Genomic DNA, 15,568 nt, shown 5'->3' on the forward strand with positions numbered 1-15,568 from the left:
AAAAGCCGCCCTTCATTGGCGACTAGCTTTCAACCGTATAGTCAAACACCTGCAGTTCAAACTCCCGATCCTCTGCCTCGTTGGAATAGCTAGCCGTGGCCGGTTTCTTTACTCGCGCCCGGCTGCCGCCAAACTTCTCCTTCGGTGCGCCGTTATATATCACCCACACGGGCACCATTTTCTTGGCATTAGCCAACTGGTTGAGGAATGACACTGAAGGAGAAGTTTGCTGAAGTGTAATCGTAATGGTCCCTAGTGGGTTGTTCACTTCGGACACAACCACATCTCCCTGTGCTCCAACCGATGCCGCGAAGTTGTCCTCGTCCTTCTCGCCTTCAACCATAGACCCCTCGGCAAAGCCGGTAATAAATGTCCCATCGACCGTGACTGTGACATCCATTGCATCATAATTCGTTGATGCTGCCATCTATCCTCACCTCACCCTTAAAATTTGATAGAGCCTTTTATTTTCACACTGTGTACCGCTCCGGCCAGTTCAAACTCAAAAGAACCCTCGTTGTATTCCCGCGTTGCCCGAATGTCCGCCGGGATCTCTTCGCGCTTTTTAAAATACACCGAATACAATGGCAATCCATTCTCGTCCGCCGCGATGATCCCGTTGTTGAAAGCATCCTTCAGTACGCTTGTGCATTGTCCTTCAATAAGAGCAATGCCCGCGTCCGTGAATGGGATTTTCGGCGTATTGTTGAGCAACTGCTGTAGCTGATACTCCATATTAAATTTCACGTAATCCTTGGCGTGGATGATATCAATGTATACCCCCGTGGATGTCTTGCCCTCACTTGTCCCGCCACGCCCGGCCTTTCGAACATATGCCACGGCTCCGGCGTCGTGGATTTCTTGAAGCTCCGTGGCTGAAATTTCAAGAGGGCTCAATCCTTTGATCTCTTTAAACTTCCATGTCACGGAACCAACGGGAGCCGCCGCAACTGCGCCAATCCATCCGGCCTCCGGGTAGGCATTGGCGCAGTTGTGATAGAATACAACGGTCCGCTCCATGGCTGCCGCCTGGATCGCCTTGGCGTCCTCGATATTGTCCGTCCGGGTGAAAAACATCTTCGAGCCATCCAATTCGATGACATCTGCGATCTTCAACACCTCTTCCCGGGCGTTGCTGGTACATATCAGAAAATACCAATCTTTATCGAGCAGCTTGGCGAGGTGGTCTGCAAAATACTGTTCTTCTTCGTTTGCCGTATCTCGGCATGCAATTGCGATTTTATCCGGCCGCTTGTCACCCTGAGCAAAGATCGACTTTGCGGCCAGATATTCCGGGGAAGTCTCCTGGAAGTCCTTCAGGACCGCATCCAACTCGTAATAATACTTGAAATCATGCCCCTTCGCCTTGGCGCCATAAATCAACGGCGTACCAAAGCCCAGCCGCCCAATCGGCTGGACAAGGTCAATAGTAACCGTTACATCCTTCAGTGCGCTCATCCGCCTCACTCCTCGTATAGTATTTCCTAAAGGCAGTTTTGAGTCTTTTTCCAGTCCTTTATAGTAACATAGAATGCCTTCAAAATTTCCAGCTTGCACATTGAAAATTAATATGGGGACTGGACTTTCCGGAATGTCTCTGGACAATGGAACTTAGGGTTCCATTCGGGGAAATTCGTCTCCCTCCTGTAGTCCAATCTACTTTTTAAGTCTGTTTCTCCGGTACTCGCTTGCACTTCTTACCCGCTGGCTGTTCCCTTCGGCAACTCATGCCCGACTGTAGCAGCGTCGGGGCAGCTCATGAACCGAAGCGTGTTCTCATATGCGAGGGTGATTGATCGGCGAGTGCGCCGGAGACAGTCCGGAGAGTCCGTTCCCTGAATCCCTTATAGAAAGGAGGAATTCTCTTGAAGCTTTTTGTCGGTATTGACGTCAGTTCCGAAGAACTGGAAGCCTGTTTGATGAAATCGGATGGCGACACCCTGGAGACCTTCAAGACCACCAACAATCTGCACGGCGCTTCTTACTTGCGGGATCGCATCATTTCTGCTGCGGTCAAGACAGCCTGCTCTGAGGTTCATATCGGGCTTGAAGCCACATCCGTCTACAGTTGGCATCCAGCCATGTACTTGCATGAGGATGAGGCCCTTCAACAATTGAATGCCAAGGTGTTCACCATTAATCCGAAGCTGATTAACAAATTCAAAGACGCTTATGCCGACCTGGACAAAACCGATCGCATCGATGCCTGGATCATTGCAGACCGCCTGCGTTTTGGCAGACTCACGACGACTATCGTGATGCAGGAACAGTACATCGCCTTGCAGCGGCTCACTCGCATGCGATTCCATCTCGTACACAACCTTACCCGCGAGAAGCAATACTTTTTGCAAAATCTGTTCTACAAGTGCAATGCTTTTCGCGCGGAGGTGGACAGTTCCGTGTTCGGCCATGCCATCATGGAAATGCTCTCGGAAAAGTATAGTCTGGATGAGATGGCGAATATGGATGTCGCCCGTTTGGCTGACTATCTCAAGGACAAGGGGAGAAATCGTTTCCCCGATCCCGAACACGTCGCCCGCTGTATTCAAAAGGCGGCTCGGGCCTCGTACCGTCTCTCGAAGGTTGTCGAGGATTCCATTGATTTGGTGCTGGGCACCTCAATTCAGTCGATCCGGAGCATCCAGAGTCAGCTTAAAGAGCTCGACAAGGCGATTGAGCGCATTTTAGACGGCATTTCCAGCAGCCAGTGCCTCCGTTCCATTCCGGGCATTGATCGGGTCTATGCCGCAGGCATCCTGGCCGAGATCGGCGACATCGACCGCTTCACGGATCAAGCCGCCTTGGCCAAGTATGCGGGTCTGACGTGGCGCAAGCACCAATCCGGCTCCTTCGAGGCGGAAGATACAAAGCGCATTCGTTCCGGCAACCGATTCCTTCGCTACTACCTTGTTGAAGCTGCCAACTCGGTAAAAAACCGCGACCCGGAATTCGGGGAGTACTACCGGAAGAAATTCAATGAAGTCCCTAAGCATCAACACAAACGTGCCCTCGTCTTAACGGCAAGAAAACTTGTGCGTCTGGTCGATGTGCTGCTACGCAACGACCAACTCTATACGCCCAGAAGGAAGGTGAAGCCGACAGAGCAATAATGCCTTGGCTCATGAATTTTCTTCTCTAATTCCCAGTTAAATTATGGTATTTTACTTAATTTTCGACTGGGTCTAGTTTGGTGATGCCTTTTTTGGGATTGATCCTGCTGCACGCCAAGGAAATTTTCCAATTCTCATCAATCAGGGACTTGACATCATACCGCTGGACTTCATTTTGATTTTTTCGATCATGTCTTCGTCATATTCGATTACATCCACCATTCGCAGATGCACATCGAAGCCTATCCTGCGCTCGTAATCATAAGTAAGCAGCGTGTCACGCGCTGTCGTTGCTTCCAACTTGACGACGACAATGCCTGCATCCTTTAGCAGGTTGCGCCCGATACCCTGAAACCAGTCCCGAGCCTGTCCTGATATCCGGTAACCGTCTTGACTCGACTTTGCATAGCAGGTAATGGAGATGGTTACCCTAGCCAGTTTTTCGATCCTGTGCCTATCCTCGCGGATTGAATGAACACCATATGGCGACTGATCAACGTATGGCGCAACGAAAGTGAATCCGATGAATGGGTATGGAGGTTGCGGCACCGCCTGATCCTGCATTTGAACCGTCACCCCAAGATAGTTACGCAGCGGCCCCACGAAGGCGGTTTTAATCTGTTGATGGTCTATCAAATAAACTCACCCGCTTCAGCACGTAACGATTGATCGCCGTATACTCGGCGTAATCGTTTTTATCATGCACTTTGTACTTGAGCCCTCCATGTAGCACCTCCGTTTGTAAGGGGAGCTCGCGCTTCGTATACAGGTGTCTATCCTCTTCGGTGTACATGCCCCCTGATTGGATCACGGTGCGTTGCGGAAGGGCCACAATTGCCCCGTAGTCCGTGACCGTTTCCGACTCACCGCCGGGAATCCAATCCCCCGTGGATTGATCCAAGTGCCACTCCGTCTTCACAATCACCTGAAAAGGCTTCGAAAAGCGACGTAACAGCCCTTCAAACTGCCTTGGATTCATTGCATATGCACCTCGTATTCCAACGTGTCCATCAGCTTCTTTTCGTCTATCAGAGGATGATTCCCGCCCTTCAGCTTTTGCGTTAACTCCGAATTGGGCACGAAGGATCCTTTTTCAATGTGCGCCTGAATGTGCTTTTTGAGTTCCTTTGCTGCCCGCTCCAAAGCCCGCTCTGGCGTGATTGTGCCGGCCAAAGCTTGCCCGACAAGAGACTGCATAAGCCTCGCAAGCGCCCCTTCGTATGCGTCATATCCCGCACGTAAAAACGGCCGCTCAGGAATAGAAATGAAATGGGTGTCATCGCGTAGATGAACACCCATGGTAAGTAGTTTTTTTCTCATTTTGTCGGTTACCGGTATGTTAGCGCCGTACTCGTTAAATATCGCCTTGAGCACCTGTTCGCGGTCGCCTATCCAACCAACCTCGGCACGGGATCGCGAGAGTCTTTCCGCTTGCTGCTTATGCTTTCGAAATTGCTTCTTGTCCTCTTTTACCTTGAGTCGGATTCGCATCAGTACCACCGCCCAACATATGGGGAGATAAGCGCAGTTACTACAGGCGGCATGTCCTTTTCCGTCTGTTGTTGAGCATAGGTAACGGACATTTCCCCTAACTGCTCTTTCTGGATACCGACCGGGATGAATTGACGTTCATGAAGCGACTGAGCATACATCATACAAGCAAGCTCCAACGTTTCAGGCAATGTTCGCGGTTCCTCTTCCTTAGCATCTCCAGGCAATACATACCCACCAATATAGGTAACGGACAGATTGTGCTCGCCGCTAGGCCATCCATATGACCGATACAACCTTCCATCACCGACACTTTCGTAATCGGTAATATCACCGCCGCGAGAGGTTATGGACTCCACCTTGTGAATGGGATAGTTTCGCAAATTGATATACGGGGAACTGTCATACCCACTCAGGATCTCCGTGTAGGCCTGTTTACGAAAGGAGCGCCGGCAGTAATTTTCTATGCCTTGACTGGCGACCATCAAATATAATAGCAATTCATCGTCATTGGCTACATCGCCCATATGGCTCTTAAATCGTTCCAAGGTGCAAAGCATGGCTTATCCCCCTTTGCCAAGCTCTTCCCTAAGCTTTTTGATTTCCTGATCCACATAGGATTTATCAACCAATTCAATAGCCTTTCCATCTTTAGTTATCTTGCCGTCCTTGGTTATCGCCAGTTCCCCGCCTATATATAAAATATCGCCGGTTGAATAGTTTTTGGTCATGTACCCCATGATGATTGCCCCTTTCCGGGAGGGCAAGCCCTCCCCTTATTTATTCGCTGACTGGTACATCGGTCAAGATAACAATTGCATCCTCGTTTGCCGGCTTTCCGTCGAATCGCTGAATCACGCGGGTAAGTGTTGTGTCATTTTCAAATGCATCGCCGCCCACGTCCGTCGTCTTAGCTTCTAACGACTTTCTATCGAAGAAATAGTAGCCGACCTCGAAATTGCCGAATGCAATCTTTGTCTTTCCGTTTTCATTCTTGATGTCGTCAAAGATCTCAACCTGGAAGCCGAACAGCGTAAATACATCCGCCTTCGTTGGATCAGGCACAAGGACACTTTTACCATCCGAATACTTAATGTCTGCAAGCGTCTCGGTGGCCGACGTGTTCATTACAAACTTAGCACCTGCACGATACGAAGCATCGACCATGTTTTTAAGCTTGCGGAGTGTTTTTCACGTCAACCTCTGCAGGGCATTTCAGTGTACGATATTGCGTCGAAGTGAAGATGCCTTCGCAGTCGTCCTCACCGCCTGGGCCGTAGAAAACTTCGGCGTTTTCGGTGTTAAGTGAAATCTCGCTGTACCAGTCCCGCAACTCCTCATCAATGCTTACAGCACTATCGGCCATAAGTTCGTTCGTCACCTCAAAAATACCGGCATACTTACGAACCTTATAGTTAATCTCACTGTATTGCGGCGTGTCCATTTCGTCAATTTTGGTCTTTTCTCCAACCTTCTTCATACGCATGTCTGTGCCGCGACGCTTCGGCCGGCTACCCGAAAGAGTGCCCACTGTCTTGACTCCAACTAGATTACGAACGGATCGCTTCGTCTTTTTCTGCTTGATAATATCGAACGAAATATCTTCCGGTACGAGAATGCCCCCACTTGCCTTCTCACCTTCCGACATCGAGCGAGCTTGAGTTTTCATTTCCTTCAGCGCTCGTTGTTCATCATCCGTCAGCTCTGCGTCTTTCCCGTACTTGATGTACTTCTGGAATGCGCTGCGATACTCTTTTTTAATATCGAAAGATCGCTCATCATCGGCTTTTGGTTCATCGATAGGTGTAGTTTTTCCGCCGGTGTCTGTTGCTCGCAACTCTTCATGTAGGTCAATTTGCTTTCGTAGTTCTTTGGCGGCATCCGCAGCAGCCCGGGCTTCCTCCAACTTCCCGCCATTCGTCAGGTTGCGGGCTTCATCCAACCTTTGGCCGCCAGTTTTCTGGCGTAACTCGCGTTCTTTTTCGTCCATTTCAATTCCTCGCTTTCTGATTTTGGGTATAAAAAAATCGGCCCTTTAGATCCCCAAAAGGTCGATTTCAAGAAGTAACTTTTCTTGTTCTTGTTTCCTGCGTAGCTCATTTTGGTAACATTCCAAACTGCGGTTGGATACTAGCGATTCAGCTTGCACATAAGCCGCGTATGTGACGACACTAACATCAAAAACACGTTTTATTTTACGAATGGTTCGATTGTACAATCCTGATTTTTCGTCATAAATCCACTCGTCACCGTCATTCTCATAGTCGATCCTGAATGCGAAGCTTGACTGGTTGATATCGCCCCGCTTCATCACCTTGATAAGGTCGCTTGCGTATGTTGTATCTGGCGGATCAACCTCATATCGCAGCCCGAAGTCATCAACGGCCAGTCTCAAGGTGCCGGATGTTGTTCGCCCGAGGACTTTGCCGCTCTCATGGTCAATCAGACAGCGGACGTCGGACATGTCTGCCTCATTAATGGCCTTGGGATCTATCCGTTCGACAAATCCGCCAAGGTCCTGCGACCAAACATTGAACCGCAACCCGTATCCAACGATTCGCGGAGCTGATTCTTCATTATCTGCTCTTAATTCAACCTTGTTCGTCAGCATCCGGCGTTCCTTTTCCATCGTCCTCACCATCTTCACCTCCCCCCCTCTGTATCTTCGCTGTTCTTTATTCCTGCTTTCATGAGCTGGTACTGTTCTAAAATATCAAGTGTTGTGTAGTTCAAACTCATATAATGCTTGTCGCCTATAGGGCCGATGCCGTCTTCATCTTCCAATTCCAGCACCTTATTTATTGAATAAGGCCCGATCTGGATCATGTTCTTATAAAATTCTGCCCGACTCTTCGAATCGCCTCGCAGCTCACTGGTTACGTTGAACTTCGTATAATAAACCCGCCGTTCTGTACCAGTGAATAGCTTCCAGTCAATTTCCTGCTCCCAATTCGCAAAGATAGGCTGGAGAGTGCTTTTTACATACTCCAGGGAGAGGTTTTCCATATTGCTATATTTAGTGTCCGTAATCCCTAATTTGTAAGGCGGCACCTTATATATCTTGGCAACCTCTTTTATCCCTAATTGGGCCGTCTCAATGAATTGAGCATCCGCCAATGGCATACCTAAGCTTTGATAGTCGAAGCCTGCATCCAATATCGCAATACGATGAGCATTAGTCAGCCCGGAATTCGCCTTCTGCCATTCGTCTCGAACAACTTCCCGGGCAGGCTTATCAAGCGGCTTCGGAGTTTTGAGAATGCCCCTCGTCGTTGTCCCGCTGCTGTAAAAGCTGCCGATGAATTTTTTCTGTGCTTGCTGTACACCAATTTCCTCCCGGATGACTTGTATTGGAGTGATCCCCTTGAGCCCCGACTTACTGATCGACTTGAAATGCAGTACATCCCAATGCGGCAACTTTCTCGTTTCTCCATTCGGCAAGGTTGTAATGTACCATACTTGTCCGGTTTGGGGATCAACGTGAACATCAGTTTTCGACGGGTTAAGGGGCCACAACGCCTTGGGCATGCCATTATATGGGCCGCTTGTATGCCACTCAATGTTGGCATATCCATTTCCCCAGGCCACAACATGTACCATCATTAGTTCCTTGAAGATGTAAGCCGTCATGTATGGGTTGGGCCTGCTGCCAAGCAGTTCAGCGACGGGGTGACTGCTATCCTTTTCGCGCCCGCCCTTCTTTTTCCGGTAGACATGGATCGGAAGTTTGCCGATATCACCGCCCAGGATGCTTGCACAGGTATAAACATTACTATTCATTAGGGCCGATTCGCTGGTGACACGCTCGCCGCTGGCCGTTTTCTTTCCCCCAAACAGGTCCAAAAACCATGACTTGGGATTCTTCAAGTCCGATGTATCTTCTGAACGTCTGTGAAGGAATTGAAACCAGCCCATACGAAAGAATCTATTTCGCCGCAATTCTTCACCCCCTCCCTAGAACGAGAAATCTTCACTTAATACATGCTTGTTCAAATCTTGCTCGTTACCCGAAATGTATACTCTGACATGTGCATTTATTAATGCGGCTGCCGGGTCGATACGTTCAACACTCTTTGCTTTGTCCAGCATTATATTATCCTGTGCATCCACTTTAACAATTGCGTTTGCCATCGCCCAACCAAGTACAGGATCGTTTTCATGAATGACCTGCCCCATGTAGACGCGCTCCCTGAAATTTTTGGTCGGAGCGTTCAGCGTTTTAATGCCCTGCCTAATCTCGATCATTACAAATCCTGCGTTTGCCATTGCCGTAGAGAATTGCGTTGCATTGTATGGGTCATAACATATTTCTTTGATGTTCCAGCCTCGCCGCTCTGCTTCTTGTGGGATATAGGCCATTACAAAGTCATAATCAACTACCGCGCCAGGCGTCACCGTTAGCCACCCTTCCTTTATCCATAGGTCATATGGCATCTTGTCCGACTGTTTACGTTCAGCCAGCTTTTCCTCTGGAATAAATGAGTGACTAAAGACGGCTAGACGTCCGTCCGGCAATTCTATGTCAAAGCTGCAACTGGTTAGGTCAGTTGTACGTGACAAATCGATTCCAACAACCGCATCTAGTCCGTTAGTGTCCGGCATCGGATTGTCCTTCGTGGTACCGCATGCTTTCCACTTGCCCATGTCCATGTAGCCGGATAGTTTGGCGTCTACCCATACGTTCATGTTCTTAATTTTGAACGCGACCATCTTTTCAGGATCTGCCAGCGCCATTTTCAACTCGCTTCGCAGCATCTTGAGTCCAGCCGGGTAGCTTGCGACAATAGGGTTTGCTTTAATCCAGTTGCGTTCATCGGTAATGTCGTCATCTTCGTCCAACTCATTGACCATAGCAAAGTATTCGTCATTTTCTAGGTCAACATTTGGATCGAGCAGCTTTGATACAAAGTTGTACTCTATTCGATAACATGGATGGTTCAGATTTCGTCCCGCGGTCGTGATAATCATGAGTAACGGCTCTTCGCGGGCTATCATACCGGATGCTAAGACGTCGTAAAACTCCGTGGTTTTGTGTAGGTGATATTCATCCACAATCCCACATTGTACGTTTGTCCCGTCACCTTCTTTGCCATCCTCTTTCGAGAGAGCTTCCATAAAGGATTCTGATTTAAGGTGCTGGATCTGCCCGTTAGCTATCTTGATGGTTCCTCGTCTAATGAGTTCAGAGCAACCTTTTAGCATTGCGGCAGCTTCGTTCCAAACAATCTTGGATTGCTTCTTTTTCGTGGCAGCACAATAAACCTCGGAGGCATATTCCCCGAAGGCGATGGTTTCATATGATCCAACGCAGGCCAGTGACTGCGACTTGGCATTTTTTCGCGCTACCTGCCAGTAGGCTTTATTAAACCGCCGATATCCAGTATCGCGATGCACCCAACCGTAGATATTTCCGAATACAAACTTCTGTATGATATGCGGTTCAATATGCTGCCTTGCTAACGCGCCTTTACGGTGTTTGAAAAGCCGCATCCAGTCCAAAAAACGCTCCGCGTACTCTTCGACAAAGACATAGGGAAAATCGCCTGTATCTTGTCGTTCAAGGTCGCGCAGGAACCGCCTACACGCCTGTTTATGCTTCTTGCACGCTACTATTTCACCGCTTATGACTTGCTCGGAATACGAAACTAGCTCATCAAGAATCATATATCACCGAAACGATCCGTCACCGGATCAGATTCTTTGGGCTTCTCGTCTTTAAGAGCTATTTTTGTTCTGTCATAAACGGTTAAACCGAACTTACTTTCATATGCTTGGAGTAGCTTGATGGTAGAATTCAAGGCCGTTAGCGCCGGATTCGTGACGTAGGTTATACCTCCGCGCGAATTTTCATTTACTAACGTATATCCCTTTTCCTCCACTTCGGTTCGAAGCTCCAGCATTCGGGCATGTAAGTCACAATATTGAGCAAGTCCATTTACATCTAAATTCGTCAGCAATTCGGTTTCTTCAAGCTGCTTTACCAAGTCTCGGAACATTTTTTTTGCCTTATCATTCAGCCAAGCAGGCGCTCGGATGCGATCCCTTCTTAAGCGGCTGCTTATTTTCTGTTCCTTGTCCTGTCGCTCAAACTTCTGCTTTTTCGTCAGATGTCCTTTTATCAAATGCAGCGGTTTCGGATTCCTCCCCATCGTCACGTCACCTCCTTGCGTACCCTAAATTTGATTTCAGGAAATTTTCGTGCGCTTGAGGGGGCAGCGCTCAACGCCTCATAGCCTCACGTTTTTGACCCTAGGGGGGCGTCATCGGAACCACGACGGACTGTATCAATCGCGGTTGGTCCCCCACACCTAGGACACCTCAAGCCATCTCGTACCTTGTGACTTCGTTCGACGTAACCACAATCCTTATCCAAGCAATAGTGAGTCGTGAGTTTTTGTTTCACAATGTCCCTCCTTCCTATAACGCTCGTCTGCTTTCCTCCCGCTTTCAGTAGCTCCTATCAAGTCAGTAACCCCTATCCTTCCATCACTACATGAATGCATCCCTATTAAGCCAACACTACCACCCCATTCTTTAGGTAGTGGCTCACCCATCGTTATGTTCACCAACGCAATCATGACATCAGGTACATGTACATTCTTTTCAACAACGCCGCACTGCCTGCACTTATATAACAAGGATCCCGAACTCAACCCCTAATCCCTCCATCCCCTCGAATAAAGAAGCTCCATTCAAAGCGCGTATGATGCTATGAGCAAGGCTGTGATCGCTGTTATTCTAGCTGCCCGCCCATAATTACGGGCATCTATTTGTTTTTCCAAATAGCGAGCATTGATTAATATAAGGATCACAATCGAAACCTTAATAGCAATCGTTGTATAGTCCATGACCGAAACCTCCGTCCTCTTTGGCCGTCTTCCTATCATGACATCGCTTGTTCATTGGTTGGTGGTTCTCTGGGTCCCAGAACAAGTTGTAATTGCCCTTGTGTGGTTTAATATGGTCCACTACATCAGCAGCCAAAGGAACCTCTTTCCCTTTGCATTCATCACATACACATAGCGGATGCAGGGCGAGGTACTGTTCCCGGTATTTTCGCCAGCGCCGTCCGTATAGTTTGGCATATGAGCGGCTTGGCATCGCTTGTGAAGCTGCTGCCTTGTGCTTCTCGCAGCAGCGTTCTGTCGTCAACTCCGGGCACCCTGGCTTGCTGCAGGGTCGCTTAGGCTTGGGCGGCATCTTCATCCCTCCAACATCTCAGCGGTATCAGGCATGTTTGTGCCACTCCATCCCACTTGCCCCACGCGCAGCGCCGACACTTGTCTGGCTGTTCCCGCTCCGATGCACAATCAGGACAGTTCAGCTTTTCAAAGAATCGGATCTTCTGCTTCTCTTCATCTTCTCCCCTGAATATCTCAGTACGGTACTTCGTGTGTCCGCAAGCGTGTGTTATTTTGACACAACGCTGCAGCCTGTCATGTCTCTCTGCCATGTCTGCGTTCACCCCGGTTCCTTGGTGGTTCCGTTTCTCGATATGCTGTTACTCGTACAAGCCATTTAAGAAACTTCATACTCCCATTCCTTTCTATGCATAATAAAAAGCCGCTGAATAATCAGCGACCACGGAATCATGTAATGCTTGTAAAACGTATTCTCATATATAAGTGGCTTTTGTATGGGGTGAAAATCACCGTCTACTTATATGTGGCGATCGCACGACAAAAACACGGTTCCCGCTTCCACCACGACAACACGTGTAAAAACATTTGTTTTATTCTTTACACGTGTAATTACATGTGTTATAATATAATCAGAAAGGAGGTAAACATGGTCAACCTTGATAAGGCGTACTCATCAAGAGAAATAATCAAAATCCTAAAGGCTAACGGTTGGATACATAAGAATGCAGAAGGTGACCATTGGCATTTCAAACATCCAACCAAAAGGGGAAAGGTTTCCGTACCTCACCCCAAGAAAGACCTAAAACGGAGAACGACAAAAAGCATCTTCGAGCAGGCGGGGCTGATTTAAGCCCTGCCTCTCCCAAGGAGGTTAACCATATATGAGTAAATATATTTATCCCGCTGTGTTCCATCCTGGCGAGCCAGACGAAGGCGGTTATACCGTGACCTTCCCTGACTTGCCGGGCTGCATCACTGAAGGCGACAACTTGGATGAAGCCCTAAGAATGGCAAAGGACGCTCTTGGCGGTCACCTTTACCTAATGGAAGAGGATAAAGACAATATCCCGCAGCCATCGAAGCCGGACTCTATCCAACTGGAAGCCGGTGAATTTGTGTCTCTCATTCAAGCAAATACTGATTTCGTCCGCGAGCGCATCCGCAACAAGGCCATTAACAAGACACTCACAATTCCAAAATGGCTGAACGATGCTGCTGCCGAGGAAGGGATCAATTTCTCTCAAACGCTCCAGGACGCATTGAAGCAGAAACTTGGTGTTAAAGACTTCTCTTAACGAGGAGTCTTTTTTTCTTTCCCCATAAAAATACCGCCCCACGAAGGAGGCGGCTAAGGCGAAAGGAGACAATGACATAATTATACGAATGGCAGGGTTCGAACCTGCGTCCTCTTGCTCCCAAGGCAAGCGTGCTACCAAGCTGCACCACATCCGTGTATTGTAACCGGCGTCAGGAATCGAACCTGATACCTCGGAGTCATGTTATCGGGCCCTTCTCCGCGCTCTGCCTATGAGCTACACCGGTATATTGTCGGTAAGAGATGCGGCCGCCTGGCTTGGGAAAGAAGGGACTGCGACCACATCTCTAATTCTTCCGACACTATCATATTAACACGGATTTTCTCGCCTTTGTTCCCGTCTTATTCCCGCAATTTTCCCGAGACAGTCCCGTAGTTTTCCCAGCCCGCTAAACGTGCGTAAACTGCTAGGGAATCGTGGCGCAGCCGATAGAAACCACTCTTTGAAAGATGCATCACTTTTGAAAGTTCGCCCCAGCCTTTTCCTTCGACGAAGTGCAGCCTTAGCAGCGTCTCGTGTTCTGGATAGTGCGCCTTCATCGCATCCAGCACCGCGTCGATCCGCTGCTTCTCAGCCTTTAAGTCCTGATATTCGCTCAGCTGCGCTAGAATCGCCTCATAGCCCTCTGGCGTACCAGTTCGTGCCTTGATGACCTTCGCTATCTTACGCCGCAGCTCCTCCAGTAGCTGCCGATCCCCTTCGTCCGCTGGCTCACACTCCTGGACGGCCTGAAGCTGCGCCCGAGTCCCTGCAGGGTAACGAGTCAGGTATGCGTGCGCCGTCGCTTCCAGCCGCTGTTCTCGCGGCGTCAGGTACATATACGACGGCAGCCCCCGTAGCCGGCGATGTAGTTCCTGCAAGTGGTCGTCCTCATTGAGCCGCGACACGGTGATCCCGTTTCCCACGCTATACGTTTCGAGAACGCGCAGGCGGCCAACGATGTCACGGTATCCAGTAAGCTGCTCGATCACTCGTTGTTCTATCTGTTTTGTCAAAAAGACACCCCCATGCATGTTAATTTACTCATTAGCTGAATCTCAACACGAGCTGGCCGGCCCGCGAGGAAGCGACGGGATTGATCCAAAGGACTTCCTCCCTGCTCGCTCCGCCCTCTGCCTTCGCCTTCCGAGTTTCCCGTTTCCAGTGTTTCAGCCGCTCATCGTATAGCGGATGAGCGTAGCCGGACAGCAGGACCGGCCCCGGATGCTGATCCAGCGCGTCAAGCAGTTCCTCGTGGTCGGCCTCCGTCATCTCGTATCGATAGCTGGAGGTCGTCCTCGTCGCGAGAACGTAAGGCGGATCAGCGTATATCAGGACTTTCGGGCGTCTGTAACGTTCCAGCAGTTCCGACGCTGGTTGATTCTCGACCTGCACGCCTTTCAGCCGCTCGGCGACCACCGCCACCTTTTCCGGAAATCGGGTCCATTCCTTCCCCGGCAGCGGCCCATTGGCTTCAATCATGCTGCGCCAGCCGGTCCGGCGCGCCGTCTTCCCCCCCCGTCCCTGCCATAGCCTGACAATGAGCCGCCGCGCCCGTTCGAGCTCGTCTTCTGCTTCTTCGTAACTTAGGTAGTATTCTTCTCGGCTGTGCGGCGTCCAGCGGATGGCGTGCGCCAACTCATCCGGCCGTTCTCGGATCACCCGGAACAGATTTACTATCTCCCCATCGATGTCGTTTACCGTTTCGAGTCGGCTGCGCTCCTTCGAAAACAAGACCGCACCGCTGCCGAAGAATGGTTCCAAATACGTCTCATGCTCCGGCATTTGGGAGATGATCCATTCGGCCATGCTCCACTTGCTGCCTGGATAATGTAAAATCCGTGGGATGCTCAAAATCTCCCCTCCCTCATCGATACTCTATATCGCCCCAAATTAAGAATGTATGTTCGGTTCAAAGGCGCAATAAAGCCCCGTCTTTCCTTCTGCCTCCGCCGTTGTGGCGGAACCGGTAGAAGCAAATAAACCGCGCCTATTTCATTGCCTTTCTCGTCCGTGACAAATTCCCAAGGGATATCGTCAAAGATAGGGTCACGCATGGTTTTCCAACTCGATGTAGTAAACGTCTGCGCCCTTCTGAAGGATGTAGCGTTTCCGAACCATTTTTTTCTGTTCAAACCAGCTTACAAGCCGTTCATTGACAAGCGAAAGGCCACCGTTATCGTTTCCCTTTCGGAGTTTAAGACCGTTATCTCCAACCTGGATTATCAACCGGTGCTTAGAGCTATCGAACCCAACACGTAAACATTGACCGATTTTACAACCCAGCATGTGAGCTGCCCGGCGGTTTATATAAATCCCTGTGCTGTTCAGCCCGATCGTTGGGTTGGATATGGCTTTTTCATCAACAAACCATTCAATGGCTGCCGTCGTTTCTCGCGTCTTATCGTTCATCGAGATTTCCTCCTTGGTTAAACTCCCAGCTTGAAATTCCGTGAATTTTTCTTGTATTCGTTTTATCAACCGTGAAACGAATACTTGTGACTTGTTTATTTGCTGTGCAATCTGGTGT

The 15,568-nt window shown here is 49.3% G+C and carries 21 protein-coding genes and 2 tRNA genes; 3 read left to right on the forward strand and 20 right to left on the reverse strand.

All coding sequences use genetic code 11. The features are described from left to right. Positions 1-22: 22 nt before the first annotated feature. The gene (locus OCY70_RS35340; RefSeq protein ID WP_111156569.1) at positions 23-427 is read right to left on the reverse strand and encodes a phage structural protein; all 405 of its coding nucleotides are present in this window, start codon (positions 425-427) and stop codon (positions 23-25) included. A 17-nt stretch (positions 428-444) separates the two neighbouring features. After that, positions 445-1,458 (reverse strand): DUF3383 family protein, encoded by a 1,014-nt coding sequence (locus OCY70_RS35345; protein ID WP_213430767.1) that lies wholly within the window; start codon positions 1,456-1,458, stop codon positions 445-447. A gap of 407 nt (positions 1,459-1,865) precedes the next feature. On the opposite strand from OCY70_RS35345, the gene OCY70_RS35350 reads away from it, so the two are divergent. Next, on the forward strand, positions 1,866-3,110 hold the full coding sequence (locus tag OCY70_RS35350) for an IS110 family transposase (RefSeq protein WP_261944499.1): 1,245 nt from the start codon (positions 1,866-1,868) through the stop codon (positions 3,108-3,110). A 141-nt stretch (positions 3,111-3,251) separates the two neighbouring features. Here the strand turns inward: OCY70_RS35350 and OCY70_RS35355 are convergent, their stop codons facing one another. The 13 genes from OCY70_RS35355 to OCY70_RS35415 form a co-directional block, all read right to left on the reverse strand. After that, positions 3,252-3,746 (reverse strand): phage neck terminator protein, encoded by a 495-nt coding sequence (locus OCY70_RS35355; protein ID WP_261948808.1) that lies wholly within the window; start codon positions 3,744-3,746, stop codon positions 3,252-3,254. Next, positions 3,724-4,089: a hypothetical protein gene (locus OCY70_RS35360; RefSeq protein WP_213430765.1), complete on the reverse strand. Its 366-nt coding sequence runs from the start codon at positions 4,087-4,089 to the stop codon at positions 3,724-3,726. The genes OCY70_RS35355 and OCY70_RS35360 overlap by 23 nt, the downstream gene beginning before the upstream one ends. Next, a complete protein-coding gene (locus tag OCY70_RS35365; protein ID WP_213430764.1) occupies positions 4,086-4,601 on the reverse strand; it encodes a hypothetical protein in 516 nt (171 codons plus the stop codon). Before OCY70_RS35365 ends, OCY70_RS35360 begins: the two co-directional genes overlap by 4 nt. Then, entirely contained in the window at positions 4,601-5,161 is a 561-nt protein-coding gene (locus OCY70_RS35370) for a phage gp6-like head-tail connector protein (protein ID WP_213430763.1), read from the reverse strand. Before OCY70_RS35370 ends, OCY70_RS35365 begins: the two co-directional genes overlap by 1 nt. Before the next feature lie 3 nt (positions 5,162-5,164). Continuing rightward, positions 5,165-5,341 (reverse strand): hypothetical protein, encoded by a 177-nt coding sequence (locus tag OCY70_RS35375; protein ID WP_213430762.1) that lies wholly within the window; start codon positions 5,339-5,341, stop codon positions 5,165-5,167. A gap of 40 nt (positions 5,342-5,381) precedes the next feature. Further along, positions 5,382-5,729: a phage major capsid protein gene (locus OCY70_RS35380; protein WP_261948971.1), complete on the reverse strand. Its 348-nt coding sequence runs from the start codon at positions 5,727-5,729 to the stop codon at positions 5,382-5,384. A gap of 43 nt (positions 5,730-5,772) precedes the next feature. After that, positions 5,773-6,591, reverse strand: a complete 819-nt coding sequence (locus OCY70_RS35385; protein ID WP_261948972.1) for a phage major capsid protein — start codon at positions 6,589-6,591, stop codon at positions 5,773-5,775. A 45-nt stretch (positions 6,592-6,636) separates the two neighbouring features. Continuing rightward, positions 6,637-7,230, reverse strand: coding sequence for an HK97 family phage prohead protease (locus OCY70_RS35390; RefSeq protein ID WP_213430760.1), 594 nt, complete (start codon positions 7,228-7,230; stop codon positions 6,637-6,639). A 14-nt stretch (positions 7,231-7,244) separates the two neighbouring features. Then, positions 7,245-8,468: a phage portal protein gene (locus tag OCY70_RS35395; protein WP_249725570.1), complete on the reverse strand. Its 1,224-nt coding sequence runs from the start codon at positions 8,466-8,468 to the stop codon at positions 7,245-7,247. 87 nt (positions 8,469-8,555) lie between these two features. Next, entirely contained in the window at positions 8,556-10,265 is a 1,710-nt protein-coding gene (locus OCY70_RS35400; RefSeq protein WP_213430759.1) for a terminase large subunit, read from the reverse strand. Further along, positions 10,262-10,750 carry a phage terminase small subunit P27 family gene (locus OCY70_RS35405; protein WP_213430758.1) on the reverse strand — a complete coding sequence of 163 codons (489 nt, stop codon included), beginning with the start codon at positions 10,748-10,750 and terminating at the stop codon, positions 10,262-10,264. The genes OCY70_RS35400 and OCY70_RS35405 overlap by 4 nt, the downstream gene beginning before the upstream one ends. A 543-nt stretch (positions 10,751-11,293) precedes the next feature. Beyond that, complete coding sequence (locus OCY70_RS35410; RefSeq protein ID WP_213430757.1) at positions 11,294-11,449, reverse strand: hypothetical protein; 156 nt, start codon at positions 11,447-11,449, stop codon at positions 11,294-11,296. Then, a complete protein-coding gene (locus OCY70_RS35415; protein WP_315973964.1) occupies positions 11,424-11,807 on the reverse strand; it encodes an HNH endonuclease signature motif containing protein in 384 nt (127 codons plus the stop codon). The genes OCY70_RS35410 and OCY70_RS35415 overlap by 26 nt, the downstream gene beginning before the upstream one ends. Positions 11,808-12,389: 582 nt before the next feature. On the opposite strand from OCY70_RS35415, the gene OCY70_RS35420 reads away from it, so the two are divergent. After that, positions 12,390-12,593 carry a type II toxin-antitoxin system HicA family toxin gene (locus OCY70_RS35420; protein ID WP_261945259.1) on the forward strand — a complete coding sequence of 68 codons (204 nt, stop codon included), beginning with the start codon at positions 12,390-12,392 and terminating at the stop codon, positions 12,591-12,593. A 31-nt stretch (positions 12,594-12,624) separates the two neighbouring features. After that, positions 12,625-13,038, forward strand: a complete 414-nt coding sequence (locus OCY70_RS35425) for a type II toxin-antitoxin system HicB family antitoxin (RefSeq protein WP_213428412.1) — start codon at positions 12,625-12,627, stop codon at positions 13,036-13,038. Between the two features lie 83 nt (positions 13,039-13,121). Here the strand turns inward: OCY70_RS35425 and OCY70_RS35430 are convergent. The 5 genes from OCY70_RS35430 to OCY70_RS35450 form a co-directional block, all read right to left on the reverse strand. Next, positions 13,122-13,195 (reverse strand) — tRNA-Pro (locus OCY70_RS35430). 7 nt (positions 13,196-13,202) lie between these two features. Next, a tRNA-OTHER gene (locus OCY70_RS35435) sits at positions 13,203-13,285 on the reverse strand. A 115-nt stretch (positions 13,286-13,400) separates the two neighbouring features. Next, a complete protein-coding gene (locus OCY70_RS35440) occupies positions 13,401-14,054 on the reverse strand; it encodes an RNA polymerase subunit sigma-24 (RefSeq protein WP_249725121.1) in 654 nt (217 codons plus the stop codon). A gap of 31 nt (positions 14,055-14,085) precedes the next feature. Beyond that, positions 14,086-14,892 carry a DNA adenine methylase gene (locus OCY70_RS35445; RefSeq protein WP_213428414.1) on the reverse strand — a complete coding sequence of 269 codons (807 nt, stop codon included), beginning with the start codon at positions 14,890-14,892 and terminating at the stop codon, positions 14,086-14,088. 195 nt (positions 14,893-15,087) lie between these two features. After that, entirely contained in the window at positions 15,088-15,450 is a 363-nt protein-coding gene (locus OCY70_RS35450; protein ID WP_143799552.1) for a hypothetical protein, read from the reverse strand. Positions 15,451-15,568 lie beyond the last annotated feature (118 nt).

This window comes from Paenibacillus melissococcoides (genome assembly GCA_944800085.1).
In the GTDB taxonomy this organism is placed as follows: domain Bacteria; phylum Bacillota; class Bacilli; order Paenibacillales; family Paenibacillaceae; genus Paenibacillus_B; species Paenibacillus_B melissococcoides.